The organism is Roseovarius sp. SK2, from assembly GCF_028807495.1.
In the GTDB taxonomy this organism is placed as follows: Bacteria; Pseudomonadota; Alphaproteobacteria; order Rhodobacterales; family Rhodobacteraceae; genus Roseovarius; species Roseovarius confluentis.
The window spans coordinates 14,906-30,140 of record NZ_JARAMK010000001.1 but is presented as its reverse complement, the minus strand read 5'-3'; the positions used below and the strand labels follow the sequence as shown (position 1 = coordinate 30,140).

The 15,235-nt window shown below is 60.7% G+C and carries 16 protein-coding genes and 1 tRNA gene; 1 reads left to right on the top strand and 16 read right to left on the bottom strand.

Annotated elements, in window-relative coordinates; genetic code table 11:
- Positions 1-225 precede the first annotated feature (225 nt).
- Positions 226-1,719, top strand: coding sequence for an oligosaccharide flippase family protein (locus PVV74_RS00155; RefSeq protein WP_274591823.1), 1,494 nt, complete (start codon positions 226-228; stop codon positions 1,717-1,719).
- 679 nt (positions 1,720-2,398) lie between these two features.
- Here the strand turns inward: PVV74_RS00155 and PVV74_RS00150 are convergent.
- The 16 genes from PVV74_RS00150 to PVV74_RS00075 form a co-directional block, all read right to left on the bottom strand.
- Entirely contained in the window at positions 2,399-4,042 is a 1,644-nt protein-coding gene (locus PVV74_RS00150) for a hypothetical protein (protein WP_274591822.1), read from the bottom strand.
- A 379-nt stretch (positions 4,043-4,421) separates the two neighbouring features.
- Positions 4,422-5,090: a hypothetical protein gene (locus PVV74_RS00145; protein WP_274591821.1), complete on the bottom strand. Its 669-nt coding sequence runs from the start codon at positions 5,088-5,090 to the stop codon at positions 4,422-4,424.
- A gap of 336 nt (positions 5,091-5,426) precedes the next feature.
- Positions 5,427-5,503, bottom strand: a tRNA-Arg gene (locus PVV74_RS00140).
- Positions 5,504-5,783: 280 nt separating this feature from the next.
- Complete coding sequence (locus PVV74_RS00135; protein WP_103761172.1) at positions 5,784-6,083, bottom strand: hypothetical protein; 300 nt, start codon at positions 6,081-6,083, stop codon at positions 5,784-5,786.
- A gap of 68 nt (positions 6,084-6,151) precedes the next feature.
- Positions 6,152-7,372 (bottom strand): cysteine desulfurase, encoded by a 1,221-nt coding sequence (locus PVV74_RS00130; RefSeq protein WP_274591820.1) that lies wholly within the window; start codon positions 7,370-7,372, stop codon positions 6,152-6,154.
- 1 nt (position 7,373) lies between these two features.
- On the bottom strand, positions 7,374-7,985 hold the full coding sequence (locus PVV74_RS00125; protein WP_274591819.1) for a Yip1 family protein: 612 nt from the start codon (positions 7,983-7,985) through the stop codon (positions 7,374-7,376).
- Entirely contained in the window at positions 7,982-8,467 is a 486-nt protein-coding gene (locus PVV74_RS00120) for a YIP1 family protein (RefSeq protein WP_274591818.1), read from the bottom strand. Before PVV74_RS00120 ends, PVV74_RS00125 begins: the two co-directional genes overlap by 4 nt.
- Entirely contained in the window at positions 8,467-9,753 is a 1,287-nt protein-coding gene (gene sufD / locus PVV74_RS00115; protein WP_103761168.1) for a Fe-S cluster assembly protein SufD, read from the bottom strand. The genes PVV74_RS00120 and sufD overlap by 1 nt, the downstream gene beginning before the upstream one ends.
- Positions 9,753-10,508 carry a Fe-S cluster assembly ATPase SufC gene (gene sufC / locus PVV74_RS00110; RefSeq protein WP_274591817.1) on the bottom strand — a complete coding sequence of 252 codons (756 nt, stop codon included), beginning with the start codon at positions 10,506-10,508 and terminating at the stop codon, positions 9,753-9,755. The genes sufD and sufC overlap by 1 nt, the downstream gene beginning before the upstream one ends.
- Before the next feature lie 30 nt (positions 10,509-10,538).
- Positions 10,539-11,141, bottom strand: a complete 603-nt coding sequence (locus PVV74_RS00105) for a hypothetical protein (protein ID WP_274591816.1) — start codon at positions 11,139-11,141, stop codon at positions 10,539-10,541.
- Positions 11,138-11,413 carry a hypothetical protein gene (locus PVV74_RS00100; RefSeq protein ID WP_274591815.1) on the bottom strand — a complete coding sequence of 92 codons (276 nt, stop codon included), beginning with the start codon at positions 11,411-11,413 and terminating at the stop codon, positions 11,138-11,140. The genes PVV74_RS00105 and PVV74_RS00100 overlap by 4 nt, the downstream gene beginning before the upstream one ends.
- The gene (locus PVV74_RS00095; protein ID WP_103761165.1) at positions 11,413-11,727 is read right to left on the bottom strand and encodes a heavy metal-binding domain-containing protein; all 315 of its coding nucleotides are present in this window, start codon (positions 11,725-11,727) and stop codon (positions 11,413-11,415) included. Before PVV74_RS00095 ends, PVV74_RS00100 begins: the two co-directional genes overlap by 1 nt.
- A gap of 4 nt (positions 11,728-11,731) precedes the next feature.
- Positions 11,732-11,950: a hypothetical protein gene (locus PVV74_RS00090; RefSeq protein ID WP_274591814.1), complete on the bottom strand. Its 219-nt coding sequence runs from the start codon at positions 11,948-11,950 to the stop codon at positions 11,732-11,734.
- Between the two features lie 92 nt (positions 11,951-12,042).
- Complete coding sequence (sufB, locus tag PVV74_RS00085) at positions 12,043-13,563, bottom strand: Fe-S cluster assembly protein SufB (RefSeq protein ID WP_103761163.1); 1,521 nt, start codon at positions 13,561-13,563, stop codon at positions 12,043-12,045.
- 21 nt (positions 13,564-13,584) lie between these two features.
- Positions 13,585-14,604 (bottom strand): cysteine desulfurase family protein, encoded by a 1,020-nt coding sequence (locus PVV74_RS00080; protein WP_274591813.1) that lies wholly within the window; start codon positions 14,602-14,604, stop codon positions 13,585-13,587.
- Positions 14,605-14,731: 127 nt separating this feature from the next.
- The gene (locus PVV74_RS00075) at positions 14,732-15,193 is read right to left on the bottom strand and encodes an Rrf2 family transcriptional regulator (RefSeq protein ID WP_103761161.1); all 462 of its coding nucleotides are present in this window, start codon (positions 15,191-15,193) and stop codon (positions 14,732-14,734) included.
- Between the last annotated feature and the right edge of the window lie 42 nt (positions 15,194-15,235).

The following is a 15,235-nucleotide window of genomic DNA, read 5'->3' as shown; positions in this document are numbered from 1 at the left end:
AGTGACCGGCGTCAAAGAACATTTCGAATCATTAAATCCACAGCGAAAAAAAACATGATAGCAATTAAATCTTCATATGCCAGCGGCTTGCATCTGCCAAATTTGTCTTCTGCAAGCTGCACTGTCGCTACCTGACAGCCTCTTTATACTAACAGTGTTAACGACCGCACGCTATTAAGATAAAACAATAATTCAGCTTCAGGTGATAATGAAAGACACTTTCTCATGAGCAAGTCCCACCGGACTAGCGCCAAATCAGCTTCGGCATTAAGAGGCGGATCCTGGACGCTAGTGTCGCGCGTCATCATCCAGGCAATTCAGCTCGTTGTATTTATCGTTGTCGCGCGATGGGTTGATCCGGCGGCATTCGGGGTATTTGCGCTTGTCGCGGCCTGCGTGGTGATACTTGAGCAACTGTCCATGGCGGGCTGGGCTGAATACATCATGCAGAGCGAAACCGCCGAAGAAAAAATGGGAAGCGCGGTCTCCATAGCCGTCGTCAGCGGATGCGCTGCGTCGGTATTGGGTGTAGCGATTGCGATACTGGCGGGGCCGCTCTTCGATACCCCCGACTTGGTCCTGCTTGCCGCGTTCATGTCGATCCGCGTTGTGTTTTCCGCCACGGCAGCCGCCTATGCCGGAGTGCTGAACTGGCAAGACAGGCTGGAGTCGGCCGCGGTCTGCGCCGTCCTGGGCGAGGTCACAAGCCTGGTCGTGTCGATCTGGGGACTCTTGGCAGGGTATGGCATCCTGGCCCTCGCTTTTGGACGTGTTGCCCACGGTGTCACGTGGGCGCTATCGGCAGGCATAAGTGCAGGGATACGCCCGCAGCTTCCGAAAGACGTATCCCTGATCAAGGACATGGTGGGCTTTTCCAGGCACATCATCCTGACCAAGGTCCTTTTTAATCTGCGCCTCCACGCCTCGACATTCATCATCGGCGGCTTTGTGGGGCCGACGGCCGTCGGCCTGTTCCGAGCTGCACAGCGCGTTATCAGCGGCTTTGAAGAGATATTCAGCGAGCCTGTCCGAGTCCTCTCGTGGTCGCTTTTCCGAAAGGCTCGCGAGAGCGAAGAAGGCAACCGGATCGGGAAGTTCGATGAATTGTCGCAGACCTTCTTCCGCGTTCAGCTTTACTGTGCCACGCCGGTGTTTGTGGTCATAGCAATCCTCGGACAGGATCTGATCGTCGGACTGGTGGGCGACGAATGGGCCGCCGCGGGACCCGTGGTTCAGATATTGGCTTTGGCCGGCCTCGTCCGACTTCCCAACCACGCGTCGATCCCGGTCCTTTCACTGGCCGGAAGAGCCGACCTCCTCCCCCGTATAATCCTGCTATTCTCGATGATCACCGTGTCCTGCATCCTGATCGCGGCAAGCTACGGCATCGTGGCGATCGCGCTGTCCGAACTTGCCGCTGCACTAATCGTTTTCGCCATCAACGCGTATATTCTGAAACGTTTTGCGAACATCCACTGGACCCGGATTCTGAAAGGATGCTGGCGAATCCTGCCGGCTTTGGGTCTGGCGGTTGCCGGCCACTTGTTCGCGGTGCGGATGGAGATTGCACAAGAGCTTCCCGCCCTGCTGCGGGTTTTGATCCTGGGTTCTGCGATGGTCGCCCTCTACACACCCGTGATCCTTGTTCTTGACGGCACTATCCGGCGAATGCTGACCAGCCAATTCAGAAAGGACCGCAGCACAAGCACGAAGGTCTAAACACCATTGCAACCTAAAATTGTTTGCCCTACACTCGGCAAGCGTCTACGCGATGAGACGCATACACCGTTTGGACTATCCTGGTGCTGGAAGTGACCAGAAAATAAGCGGTCGGACATCACGCGCGTGACATGCGCCATCGGCCAAATCTTGCGGTAAATCGCGGGTAACGTAAAAAATAGTTATTTTGTTGCACATGAGAGTTACAACGCGGCATGGACATACAAGATCACACCAAGCTTGAAAACTGGCCTTCGAAGCAACAGGCTACGTACCGGTCCAGTCGACAGTGTGTTCCGTTTGGCAAACGCACGCTCAGAATTTCGGTCGTTGCCGGATGTGCCATGACTTGGGTTTTGATAATCTTAGCGTTTGCCCTCTAAGCCCTTGAATAAAAATATTTGTTCACATTAACGAAACAATTCTTCCGACATTAGCCCTCTGTTTCCTGTTGAGAAACAAGCTTCTTTTTGACTTGTGTAAGCGAGTCATCCGCCGACGTGGTCCCTTAGTGACACAACAAGAAGAGCGAGCGGGCATTCGGGCCTGCTCAACCGAAAACGAATCACCACGTACGGGAAGAAATTAAGCTTTCCGAGCCAACCTCCTTGGCTGCCAGATTGCAGAAAAGCCCGGCGATCGACTGAGGAGTCGCCTTGAAACGGGACCACACGCTGCGTCATTCTTCTGCTGACAGCCGAAGCACCTGGATACGTCGCCGCACCGAGCTATCCCCCGAAGGCCCCGTTGGAACCAGCTCGAAATCGATGACGTCACCTGCTTCCAGGATAAGTTCGAAATGATCGAGATCATACGGATCCGAAGACAGCTTTGGCGCCTCCGCAACGATGTTCCGGTTGTGTCGGATGATCAGGCGGGACGGTTCGGAATCGTCTGTCGTCTTCCACCACCCTTCGACGGCATACATGCCGGGCTCATTTGCGGTGAATCGCTCTATAACGTGGTAAGGCTTGCCGTGAAACCGCGCCATCGTGATGCTGGTGTCCCGCACGGCCAGTGGAGCCAGGTCAGGCGAACCACGATAGCTGGTCCACTCCCAGTCAATGATTTCCAGAGGCCTCAGGCTCTTGCCGGCCCGAAGGACCAGGTAACTCCAAGGCGATTGATTGAACTGATACAGACTGTCGGCCACCACCCCTGCGGAGGCTACCGTTACCTCTATGTTGTCTCCGATCACGTAAATCGGAGTTTCGGTCAACACTTCTACCCGGTCGATAGGCCGACCCCGCGTGTCAAAGAACTCGGCCGCTCCGTCCACCTTCAACCGACCGCCCACGCCCCAGACTGCGTAGGCTTTGCTGTCTGAACCGAATTCGAAAACCCGGACGGACGGCAGATCACTGCGCAAGACCGGCCGCCCCAACGGCAACAGGGTCTCCTGGAGAAAGCGAAACGCGTCCGCCGCAGGCTTTTCTGTTGAACCGTCCTCTTCCAGCAATCCCATATTCGGCCACCAAGGTTCGTCGGTCAGCGCATACCAGTGCGCTTCACGCACGCCGGCGGATGCAAGTTCGATCACCATCTTGCTCATGTAGTCCGGCGCGTCTTCCGGATCGTCCAGCCAGATACCGAATTCCGTCGCGTAAAGCGGTTTTTCCCCCCCGAAAAGCTGCATCAGGTCCTTCAGTCGATCAATTTCGACGCGCAGCGTTTCAGGGAAATCGCGATAGGGATGGAACGAAATGCCGTCGCAGGCCAGCAATCCCCCTGCCCGAAAAAAATCGCGGTAGAACTCCATCGCGATCGTATTCAATCCCGTGCAGACAATCTCCGCGCCTGGATTATCCTGTGCCAGTTTTTCGTCCACGGCCCGAACGACCGCAGCAAGGTTCCCTGGCTTATCTTCCGCGAAAGGACCCGTTACGAAATCATCGGAATTCACCTCGTTTCCGATCTCGACCGTCAGGTTTTCTGCACCGTAATGGGTGTAAATCGCACTGATGAAGTTTGCCAATCCTGCAATACCTTCATCGGAATAGGGCGTTTGCCCGCCATCGTATAAAGGGTTTCGGCCCGTAAATACGATGAAAGGCTTGATGCCGGCTTCGATCAAAGGCTCTATGTACTGGTCGGCGACCGAAAAATCGTAAATGCCCTTCGTCGTCTCGGTCTTGCGCCAGTTGATTTCGTCGCGCACCGAGACCGCGCCGAGGTCTGCTGCGCGATCAATAAGGTGTGTCGGCCAACCTTGCTCGAAATGAGTTTGTACCCCGAGCCGGAACGTCGGTAGACCTTGCTCCGCGCTGGCTTCGGGTCCTGCAAGCATCATGGAAGTGAGAAGCAATGGGCGCAGAATGTGCATAGGACTCACCAATTTGAAAAAGGTCCCTGACAAGGGCAGGATTACCCGCAATGGAGTTAGCTATAAACGGGATCACAATAACATACTCAGCCCTGCCCGCGCGACACAAAGCGATCATCCGTGTCAGCCACATGCGTGTCAAAACCATGCTCAAGACGCGCGAAAGAGGTGCTGTATTCTCATGCAACGAGGACGCCGAATGTGGTCGCCGCTCTGTTGCTCTCGACCGGTCCTGTTAAAGACCGACGTGATGCCGTGACTGCACAAGCCACGACCAACCATATCCGAGCCGACCAGTAATTGCCCGAGAAACGGCTTAACCCGCAGAACACGCGGGTTAAGCAAAACCTTCCAGTCGACCTAGGCGGATGCAGGTACCTTAATCGGCCACTGCCAAACTCGCGTATATGTTTTCCCCCAAGGGATCAGAGCCATCGTCGTTAACCTTGATGTACAGCACCGCCGTGCCAGCAGCCTTAACTCTTTCATGGTAAAGGCTGGAACCAAGAAAAGCGACAACATCGCCCAAACTTTCGTTCAGCATCCGGGCCTCCGGGCCGTCATAAAGCGCTCGGATCTTCTCGGGGTCGCCTTCTTCGAGAAACACCGCTTTCGGTTCGGTGTTTGGCCCAGCCTTAAGGCTCGGGAAGACACAAACAGTCGATCCCTCCGACATCCGGACCGGCAGACCGATCGAAAAGTGAGAGGCCGAACGATCCTTGTGCGGCGCCGGATAGGGATTTGCAGCATCGTCATAGACCTTCAGATGCCGCTCGGATATCGTAAAGTCTTTCTCTGCGATGCCGGTAAGCTTGGCCATTCCCTTGCGAAATTCCTCCGCCGCTTCGTCCGAAGGAAACTCGAATACAAACTGTCTTTTCTTGCCTTTGATCTTCCAGTCATCGCTTTCATTCGACGCTTCTGTCATCGCAGCGTCCAGAAAGGTTTGGAGATAATTCCGAAAGTCGTCAGTCAAGACGCCTTTCAAATGAGCGTAGCCCTTCGAGGCGATCTCACCCGCTTGCGTTCCCGGATCATAGTTGAACATCATTTTTCACCCAATTTTGCTAACATCAATGGTTAAGATTACTTATGATTCTCGCTTCATGTCGCTTCAATCAACAAGATATTACCAAACATCCCTATCTTACGCGCGACATGTCAACTGAGATTGTTATTTGAGCGCTGGAAACAACGCTTTTCATCTTTGTGAACAATTAACGATCACCACACCACGCCGCAAAGTCAACGATTCTCACTAATCGCGTTCCGCTCCAACCAGTCTGGAACGGACCACTTCATCGCTCACGCAGCAAAGCTCAACCCTGCGCTCTAAATCAAAGATTGCTGGCGCTACATAATCAATTTTCAAGCGTTGGGAACTTGGCGATCTCACCAGGATTCGAACCTGGGACCTCTACCTTCGGAGGGTAGCGCTCTATCCAGCTGAGCTATGAGACCGACGAGCGTTTACTACCGTGTCCAAAAACCGGGCGCAACAGGAGAGTTTCAGGACCATTTCAGGGCAAGTCTGTTTTCATGTGTTTTTTTATCCATGAAGAACAAGGAGTTGCCGATAGGTGCTTGCCTTCGGAGGGCAGCGCTCCGTCCAGCTGGGCTACAGGGGCCTGCGCGAACAACAACCGCCTCGGTCCAGTGCCGCAACGGTGAAAAACTCCGCGATATGGCGCAGGCCGCCGCTGGTGTCTAGGCCCGGGCGGATGCGCCCGGGCCGGACGGTTCAGGGACGCGCGCCGCCCTGATTCCCGCCACCGGGGTTGCCTCCGCCGCCCGTTTGGGGCTGGCCCGGGGTTCTGGGCGGGGTTTGCGGATAGGTGTCCGGCAGGCACTCATCAGAGCCGCCGGCGGTGCCTTGCTGGCTGCCGCCGGGACAGCCGCCACCGCCCCCATCGCTGTCATACTTGGTCAGGATCGGGTCCGGCGTGATCGCGGCCCGACTCTGAGCCGTGGGCGCCTCGGTGCAGGCCGACAGGGTTGCGCCCGCAAGGGCGACGAGAATGGTGGTGCGAAAATTGAACATGATGATCTCCTTGGTGTTCCGGCCATGGGTCGGCCCACCAAGGTCATTGGTTCAAATGAACCGGATCGTCAGGCGAACAACTCGTGCGCCAGTTCCAGCGCATCGACCAACGCATCGACCTCGGCCTCTGTATTATAGAGCCCAAAGGACGCCCGGCAGGTCGCCGTCAGTCCGATATGATCCATCAGCGGCCCGGCACAGTGGTGGCCGGCGCGCACCGCGACGCCCTTCTTGTCCAGGATGGTCGAGATGTCATGGGCATGCGCCGCGCCGTCCAGCGTGAAGGAAAAGATCGCCGCCTTGTCCGGCGTCTGCCCCTGCACCTGCAACCAGTTCAGACCGCCCAAGCGGCCCACGGCATAGTCGCGCAGCCGGTCCTCGTGGGCGGCGATGTTCTCCATCCCCAACCCCAGCATGTACTCCAGCGCCACACCCAGCCCGATGGTCTGCACGATGCCGGGCGTGCCGGCCTCGAACTTCATCGGCGGGTCGGCATAGGTCACTTCGTCCTTGGAAACCTCGCGGATCATGTCGCCGCCGCCCATGAAGGGGCGCATCTCGGCAAGGCGCTCTTTCTTGACGAAAATCGCGCCCGATCCGGAGGGGCCATAAAGCTTGTGCCCGGTGATGGCGTAGAAATCCACGCCCAGCTCGTCGAGGTTGACCGGCATATGCACCGCCGCCTGGCTGCCATCGACAAGCACCGGCACGCCCTTTTCATGGGCGGCATCGGTGATCGCCTTGATATCCACCTTGGTGCCCAGAACGTTCGACAGGTGCGTGAGCGCCACCAGTTTCGTTTTCGGCCCGATGGCGTCGATCACCTTTTGCGGGTCCAGCGCGCCGGTGCTGTCCGTATCGACCCATTTCAGCGCCACGCCCTGCCGTTCGCGCAGGAAATGCCAGGGCACGATGTTGGCGTGGTGCTCCATCACCGACAGGACGATCTCGTCGCCCGCCTCCATCCGCGGCATGGCCCAGCCATAGGCGACCATGTTGATTCCCTCGGTGGTGCCGGAATTCAGCACGATCTGGTCTTCATCCGCCACGCCCAGGAACCGTGCGATGATGCCGCGCACGCCCTCGTATTTCTCGGTCGCCAGGTTGCTCAGGTAATGCAGCCCGCGATGCACGTTGGCATATTCCTCGGCATAGGCCGTGGTGATCGCGTCGATTACGACCTGCGGTTTCTGCGCGCTGGCCCCATTGTCCAGGTAGACCAACGGCTTGCCGTTCACCTCGCGCGACAAGATCGGAAAGTCCCGGCGGATCGCGTCGATATCGTACATCTCAAACTGCTCCTGTCGTTGCGGCGAAGAGGCCGCCGATAACGCCCATGATGATGGACAGCCCCACCACGACGCCGAAGATCGCAATCACCATCACGCCGAACGCCTTGAGCGGGCTGTCGAAGCCATGCGCCACGTCCATCATGTTGGACACCGCCCACATCCACCAGACGATGAAGACCAAGAGGCCCAGCGACGACAGAAACGGGATGAACAGCCCAACGATGGTAAAGCCGGCCACCATCACGAAGCTGACCGCCTGCAACAGCGTGATCACCGCCAGGATGTCGGGCACCGTGCCCCGTCCACCAAGCGCACGGCCGATCCAGAACAGCATGAAGACCGAGAAAACCGCCCGCGCCCATTGCGTGGCGGCAAAGATCAACGGCGAGCTATAGACCGGCGACGCCTCCAGCAGCCTGCCCAGATCACCTTCGGGCAACGGCGCGGCCTGGACCAGCGCCGCGACCACGGCAGAGGTCACGACAGAGATCAACGTCAGCGCGGTCCACAGCGCCTGGGCGGGCCAATTCAGGGCAATCGCCCGTTCGGCGGCACCGCGCGGGTTCCGGATGGTCGTCACGAACAGGGGTTTCAGCACGGTCGTGTTCATGTCTGCCCCCATCCGGCTTCGCGCAGGTCCGACGCCCACACCCAAAGAAACGCCAGCAGCCATATCGCACCCACCGCCGTCAAGCCCGGCCCGGGCCCGATGAAACCGGCTACCAGACCGTGCAACAGCTTGATCGGGCTGGCCACCAGCCACGCCCAGAACAGCGCCAGACGCGCGGCATAGCCCGAGGCGGTGCCGCCAAAGATCCGCAAGACAAACCGGCTGAGCGTGCCGAAGGCATAGAACACCAGCGGCGCGATGAAGATCCAGGCCATCAGCGACCCGCCCAGAAGCGGGTTCAGTTCCTGCCCGGTCAGATGCGCCTCGCGCGCCAGCCGAGGCCACTCGGAAATGAAGAAGACCGCGCAGCCGGCCATCACGATGGCCAGCGCACGCCCTTCGTTCGCGCCCATCGCCAGCAGGCGACGGAACACCGTTCTCGGGCCGCGATAGGCAGCCACGATATCGGTGGTGACCGGCATCAGCCGCGCCGCCGCACCAGCCAGCCTTCAAGGCGCTCGACGATCCCGTCGCGCAGGCCCTCGTCCTCGATCTCTTCCACGGCCTCGGCCAGGAAGGCCAGCGTCAGAAGGTCGGTCGCGATGGACTTGGGCACGCCCCGCGCGCGCAGGTAAAACAGCGCCTCTTCGTCGATCGCGCCCGAGGTCGAGCCGTGCGAACAGGCCACGTCGTCGGCATAGATCTCAAGCTCCGGCTTGGCCAGGAACTCGCTGTCTCCATCCAGCAGCAGCGACTGGCTGATCTGGTAGCCGTCGGTCTTCTGCGCGCCTTCCTTCACCAGGATCTTGCCCTGGAAGACGCCCGTGGCGCCGTTGCGCAGGACCTTCTTGAACACCTGCCGGCTTTCGCAATTCTCGGCGTCATGGGTGATGAAGACGGTATCGTCGTGGTGAAAATCCCCGTCTCCCACGCAGGCGCCCGCGACATGCGCGATGGCGTCGTCGCCGGTCAGCTCGATCACGCATTCGTTGCGCGTCAGCACGCCATTGGCGGTCATGGTAAAGGACTTGAACGCGCTTTCCCGTCCCAGCCGCGCGAAAATATGCGTGACGGCGCGGCGCTCGTGGTCGCGCCCTTGTGTGCGCACGTGGTTGAACGCGGCGGTGTCGGCCACGTCGACCTCCATCACCTTGTTGAACCGCGCGGCGGCGGGGCCGTTTTCCAGCACGGTCAGCTCGGCCCCCGCATCCAGCTTGATGACATGGTGCAGGATCGCGTCAGACGTCTCGGATTCGTGGTGATAAATCAGGTTGATCGGCTTGCTGGCCTTGCCGGTCACGTGGATCAGCACGCCATCTGTCGCGGCGGCGGTGTTGAGCGTCGCCAGGGGCCGCGCCACGGGCGTCTGGCCATTGGTTTCCAGCGTCCCGTACAGATCCTTGGCCCAATGAATATCGGCCTTCCCGGCCTCGGCCAGGCGGTCGATCTTCACGCCTTCAAGGCTCAGGTCGTCGCTGGCCTCGGCGTCGAACACGCCGTCCCGGAATACGATGCTCAGGCGATCGACATCGTCGAACACCTGCGTCTCGTCGCTCTCGAACACGGCGGCCTTGGGCACCTCCGCGTCGACCAGCGTGTCGGGGCGGGTGAATTTCCAGTACTCGTCACGCCGATGCGGCAGGCCCGCGGCCCGCAGCCGCGCCAGCGCATCCTCGCGCGGCGCTTTCGTCCAGCCCGACGCGTCGGGCAGGCTCAGCGCGGCAAGGCGCGCCTCGGTGGCGTCCTGTTTCGCTTGGGGTAACGCCATTACGCCACCTCCGCCTTGATGTCGGCATACCCGTTCTTCTCGACCTCGAGGGCCAGTTCCGGCCCGCCGGTCTTCACGATGCGGCCATCGGACATGATGTGCACCACGTCGGGTTTGATGTGATCCAGCAGGCGCTGGTAGTGCGTGATCACCAGGAAGCCACGGCCCGCGTCCCGCAGCGCGTTCACGCCCTGCGACACCAGCTTCATCGCGTCCACGTCCAGGCCCGAGTCGGTCTCGTCCAGGATGCACATTTTCGGTTCCAGAACCGCCATTTGCAGGATCTCGTTGCGCTTCTTCTCACCGCCCGAGAAGCCCACGTTCACCGGGCGCTTCAGCATGTCGTTGCTCATCTCCAGCGTGGCGGCCTTTTCGCGCACCAGCTTCAGGAAATCGGCGGCGCTGATCTCGTCCTGCCCGCGCGCCTTGCGCTGCGCGTTCAGCGCGGTGCGCATGAAGGTCATGTTGCCCACGCCGGGAATCTCGACCGGATATTGGAACGCCAGGAAAAGCCCCGCCGCGGCGCGCTCTTCGGGCTCCATGCCCAGGATGTCCTCGCCTTCCAGCGTGGCCGTCCCGCCGGTCACCTCATAGCCGTCCCGGCCCGACAGAACATAGCTCAGCGTCGACTTGCCCGAGCCGTTGGGCCCCATGATCGCGTGCACCTTGCCCGCCTCGACGGTCAGGTCCACGCCTTTCAGGATGGTCTTGTCCTCGTCTTCAAGATCGACCTTCAGGCCTTTGATCTCCAACATCTTTCTCTCCTTTTTCCTGTCGCTGGCGCCTCACGGGCGCAGCATCATCTCGATCACGTTCAACAGCTCGTTTTGCGGCAGGGTCAGCGGTTCCACCTCGAACCCCGCCAAGCGCCCCGTCATCCTTGGGGCGCCAATGAATTCTTCGACCACATGGTACTGCTTGCGCCGTTTGTAGTCGTCGACGAACACCTGCACCGGTCGCTCGGTGCGCAGCGCCGTGGCCATGACGCAGCCCGTGCGGAACCGCCCATCCACCAGCACCACGTCGGGCTGGCGGAATTCGGGCAGGTCCCAGACCTCCAGCGGGTAGCGCGGATAGCGCATGTAGTGCCCCGCATCGGTCGGATAGCCCCACTCCTTCGTCGGCCCGATGTCGGACCAGATCACGTCCACCTCGGTGCCTTTCGCGGGCGCATTTTCCTCGAACCAGGCGCGCATCATCAGCGCCCAGTCCTTGTCGCTTTCCACCGAGAAGACCCGCTTGGCCGGCATCTCGCCCGCCATCACGGTCGACCCGCCCGACCCGTATTCCAGGATCACGTCCGCGCCTGCATAGGCCGCGCGCAGCACCTCCGCTTCGGCCTCCGGCAGGGTCAGTTCGGGCCGCGATATGTTGGCGGTCGGGCTCATGACTGTTTGCCGGACCCCGCCGCAGCACGTTTCATGTCAGCCGCGTATCCGATGTACATCCACCAGATCGCTCCCATCCAGAAGACAAACACCCATATGCAGAACGCGGTAATGTCGGCCCCACGCTGCGTCGCTCCCATCCAGACCGCAGCATCCCTGACCCACGACGCGAGGATCACCAAGCCGACGAACAAGGATATCATTTCCAGCTGTGCGAAAAGCCCGTCCTTCAGACGCGCGATCCGCACCGTAATATGTTGCCCAAAGCGCATCAGTCCAGCACCACCGCCGTCCCGCTGGCCGACACCATAAGCATGGAATCCGCGACCACCTCGTAGTCCAGATCGACGCCCACCACGGCATTTGCACCCGCGGCCTTGGCGCGCTCTTTCAGCTCGCGCATGGCGGTGTCGCGGGCATCCTGCAGCTTGGTCTCGTAAGCGCCCGAGCGACCACCGACGATATCCGTCACCTGGGCAAAGAAATCGCGGAAGACATTCGCCCCCATGATCGCCTCGCCCACCACGATGCCGCGGTAGTCGATGATCTTGCGCCCTTCGATGTTATTCGTCGTCGTGATGATCATTTTATCACTCCGTTTCGTCGTGCGAAGCCGCCCGCGCTCCATTAAGGATTCCGACGAGGTGCACGCTCAGCCACCCCCAGATCACGAACAGAACCAGCCCTATTCCCAGTTCGGCGAGTTCTCCCCGACCCGGTCGGATCCAGCCAGTCTCGACGGCCTGCAGGGCGATTTCGTCATGGCTCATCGCAAGGACGAACACCAGGAAATGGCCAAGCAGCAGCATGGTAAATGTCCGGGTGCCGGACCGCAGGCGCCCCGAATGGCCAAGCCTCGGCAGCCTGGCCCGGGTCGCCTCAGGTGTCCGGCACCCGTTGGTCATCCAACGCTGCCTTCCAGCGAGATCGCCACCAGCTGCTGCGCTTCCATGGCGAACTCCATCGGCAGCGCCTGAAGCACGTCCTTGCAGAACCCGTTCACCACCAGCGCCACGGCCTCTTCCTCGTCCATGCCGCGCTGGCGGCAATAGAACAACTGATCGTCATCCACCTTCGACGTGGTCGCCTCGTGCTCCACCCGGGACGAGTTGTTCTTGACCTCGATATACGGCACCGTGTGCGCCCCGCATTCCGAGCCAATCAGCAAGCTGTCGCATTGCGTGTAGTTGCGGCTGTCCTTGGCCTTGGGATGCATCGAGACAAGCCCGCGATAGGTGTTCTGCGCATGCCCCGCGCTGATGCCTTTCGACACGATCCGGGACTTGGTGTTCTTGCCCAGATGGATCATCTTCGTGCCGGTATCGGCCTGCTGCCAGTTGTTGGTGATGGCGATGGAATAGAACTCGCCCTGGCTGTCGTCGCCGCGCAGGATGCAGGACGGGTACTTCCACGTCACGGCAGAGCCGGTTTCCACCTGCGTCCACATCACCTTCGCCCGGTCGCCCCGGCAATCGGCGCGCTTGGTGACGAAGTTGTAGATGCCGCCCTTGCCTTCCTCGTCGCCGGGGAACCAGTTCTGCACCGTGGAATACTTCACCTCGGCGTCTTCCTCGACAATGATCTCGACGACGGCGGCGTGCAGCTGGCTGGTGTCCCGCTGCGGCGCGGTGCAACCTTCGAGGTAGCTGACGTAAGAGCCCTTGTCGGCGATGATCAGCGTACGCTCGAACTGGCCGGTATTCTCGGCATTGATGCGGAAATACGTACTCAGCTCCATCGGGCAGCGCACACCCGGCGGGACGTAGACGAACGACCCGTCCGAGAAGACTGCCGAATTGAGCGTCGCATAGAAGTTGTCGCTGACGGGCACGACCGAACCGAGGTACTTCTTCACCAGTTCGGGATGCTCGCGGATGGCCTCGGAGATCGAGCAGAAGATCACGCCGGCCTTTTCCAATTCCTTCTGAAAGGTCGTGCCGACGGACACGGAGTCAAAGACCGCGTCCACGGCCACCTTGCGGCCCTCCGCAGGCGCCTCCTCGGCCCCTTCGACCCCGGCCAGGATCATCTGTTCCTTCAGCGGGATGCCTAGCTTTTCATATGTTTCCAGCAGCTTGGGATCGACCTCGTCCAGCGACTTGGGCTTTTGCTCCATGCTCTTGGGCCGGGCATAGTAATACTGGTTCTGAAAGTCGATCTGCGGGTAGTCGACCATGGCCCAGTCGGGCTCTTCCTTCTGCAGCCAGCGTTCGTAGGCCTGCAGACGCCACTCGGTCATCCACTCGGGCTCGCCGTTCTTTTCCGAGATCAGCTTGACGATCTCCGGCGTCAGGCCCTTGGGCGCGTATTCCATCTCGATGTCGGTTTCCCAGCCGTATTTATACGTGCTGATGTCGCGCACCGCATCGACGGTTTCCTTGTCGACGCCTTCCTTGACTTGGGTTTCGTCCAGTGCCGCCATTGGGCCACCTCCTCGGTTATCTCACGCCGCACGGGCGCGGAATTTTTCATGTTGCCTGGCCCAGGCTTGCGCAAAGGCCACAACGTCGTCTTCGCTCGTGTCGGGGCCCAGCGAGACCCGGACGGCGCTGGCCGCCTCTCGCTCGTCGAACCCCATCGCCGCCAGCACGCGGCTGGCCTTGACCTTGCCGCTGGAACAGGCCGAACCGGCCGATATCGCGAACCCCGCAAGGTCCATCGCCATCACCTGCGTCTCACCCTTCCAGCCGGGTGTGATGAAGCAGGACGTGTTCGGCAGCCGGTCATCGGATTTCCCGACAAAAATAGTCGCTGGGGCGGATTCCTCAATAGCGTTTTCTAGAATCCTTCTAAGTTTTTTCACCCGCGCCCATGCGCCCGCCTCCAGATCGCGCTGCGCCGCTTCCGCCGCAGCGCCGAACCCGGCGATGCCGATGATGTTCTCGGTCCCCGACCGGCGGCCCATCTCCTGCCCGCCGCCAAGGCTCAGCGTTGGGATATCCAGCCCCTGCCGCACGATCAGCGCACCGACGCCCTTGGGCCCGCCCAGCTTGTGCGCTGACATAACCGCCATGTCCGCCCCGGACCAGGCAAAGGAAAATGGCAGGCGGCCCACGGCTTGCGTGATATCCAGAAGCAGCAGATCTCCGCCGGTCTCGGGCTGCGTCACGATTCCGGTCTCGGAATTGGCCAGCCCCATCGCGCGCACGATTGGTGCTCCATCGCCCGGCGCGTGATACGCCCACAGCGCGTCATGGGCGGTCGCCTGAACCTCCACGGTATCGAAGACCGCCAGCACCCGCGCGGCCTCGGTCGCGCCCGATGTGAACACCACCTCCTGCGGCTTGCATCCCACGGCAGCGGCCACCTGGCCCCGCGCCCGCTCCACCAGCGCCTTGGCCGTCCGCCCCTCGCCATGCACCGACGACGGATTGCCGACGATATCCATCGCCGCGATCATCGCCTCCCGCGCCTCGGCCCGCAAAGGCGCCGTCGCATTGTAATCGAGGTACACCCGGCTCAAACCGTTCCCCTCTTCTGTTGGCCATGAATATCCCGGGGGTCGTCGAAACACCGTTTCGACGTTGGGGCCAGGGCCCCCGCCCACCGCGACGCGGAACGCGGCGCAAAACCTGTCGCCGAAGGCGCCCTCATTCCTCGTCCACGACGGCAAACAGAGACGGCACCGCGGGACACGGCGCCAGCGAGTTGCCCACCACGTCGCTCAGCCGGGTCTGGTGCAGGAACACGTAGACCTGCGCACTCAACCCCTCCCACAGCCGGTTGGTCATGCTCTGCGCCCGCGAGCCGCTAGTCGCTCCCGACGCGCCCGCGCCCTTGTGCATCGCGTCGATCGTCTCGTCCACCGCGGCCAGGATATCCACCGCCCGGATCTCGGAGGCGGGCCGCGCCAGCTTGTAGCCGCCGCCCGGGCCCCGCACGGACGTCACCAGCTCGGCGCGGCGTAGCTTGACGAACAGCTGTTCCAGGTAGGGCAAGGAAATGCTCTGCCGCCCCGAGATGTCGCTCAGCGTCACCAGCCCGTCCTTTTCCTGCAGCGCGATATCGACCAGCGCCACCATCGCGTAACGCCCCTTGGTGCTCAGTTTCATCGTTTCCCCCCAAAATACCGGCGCTTCAGGGGCTTGACAGGC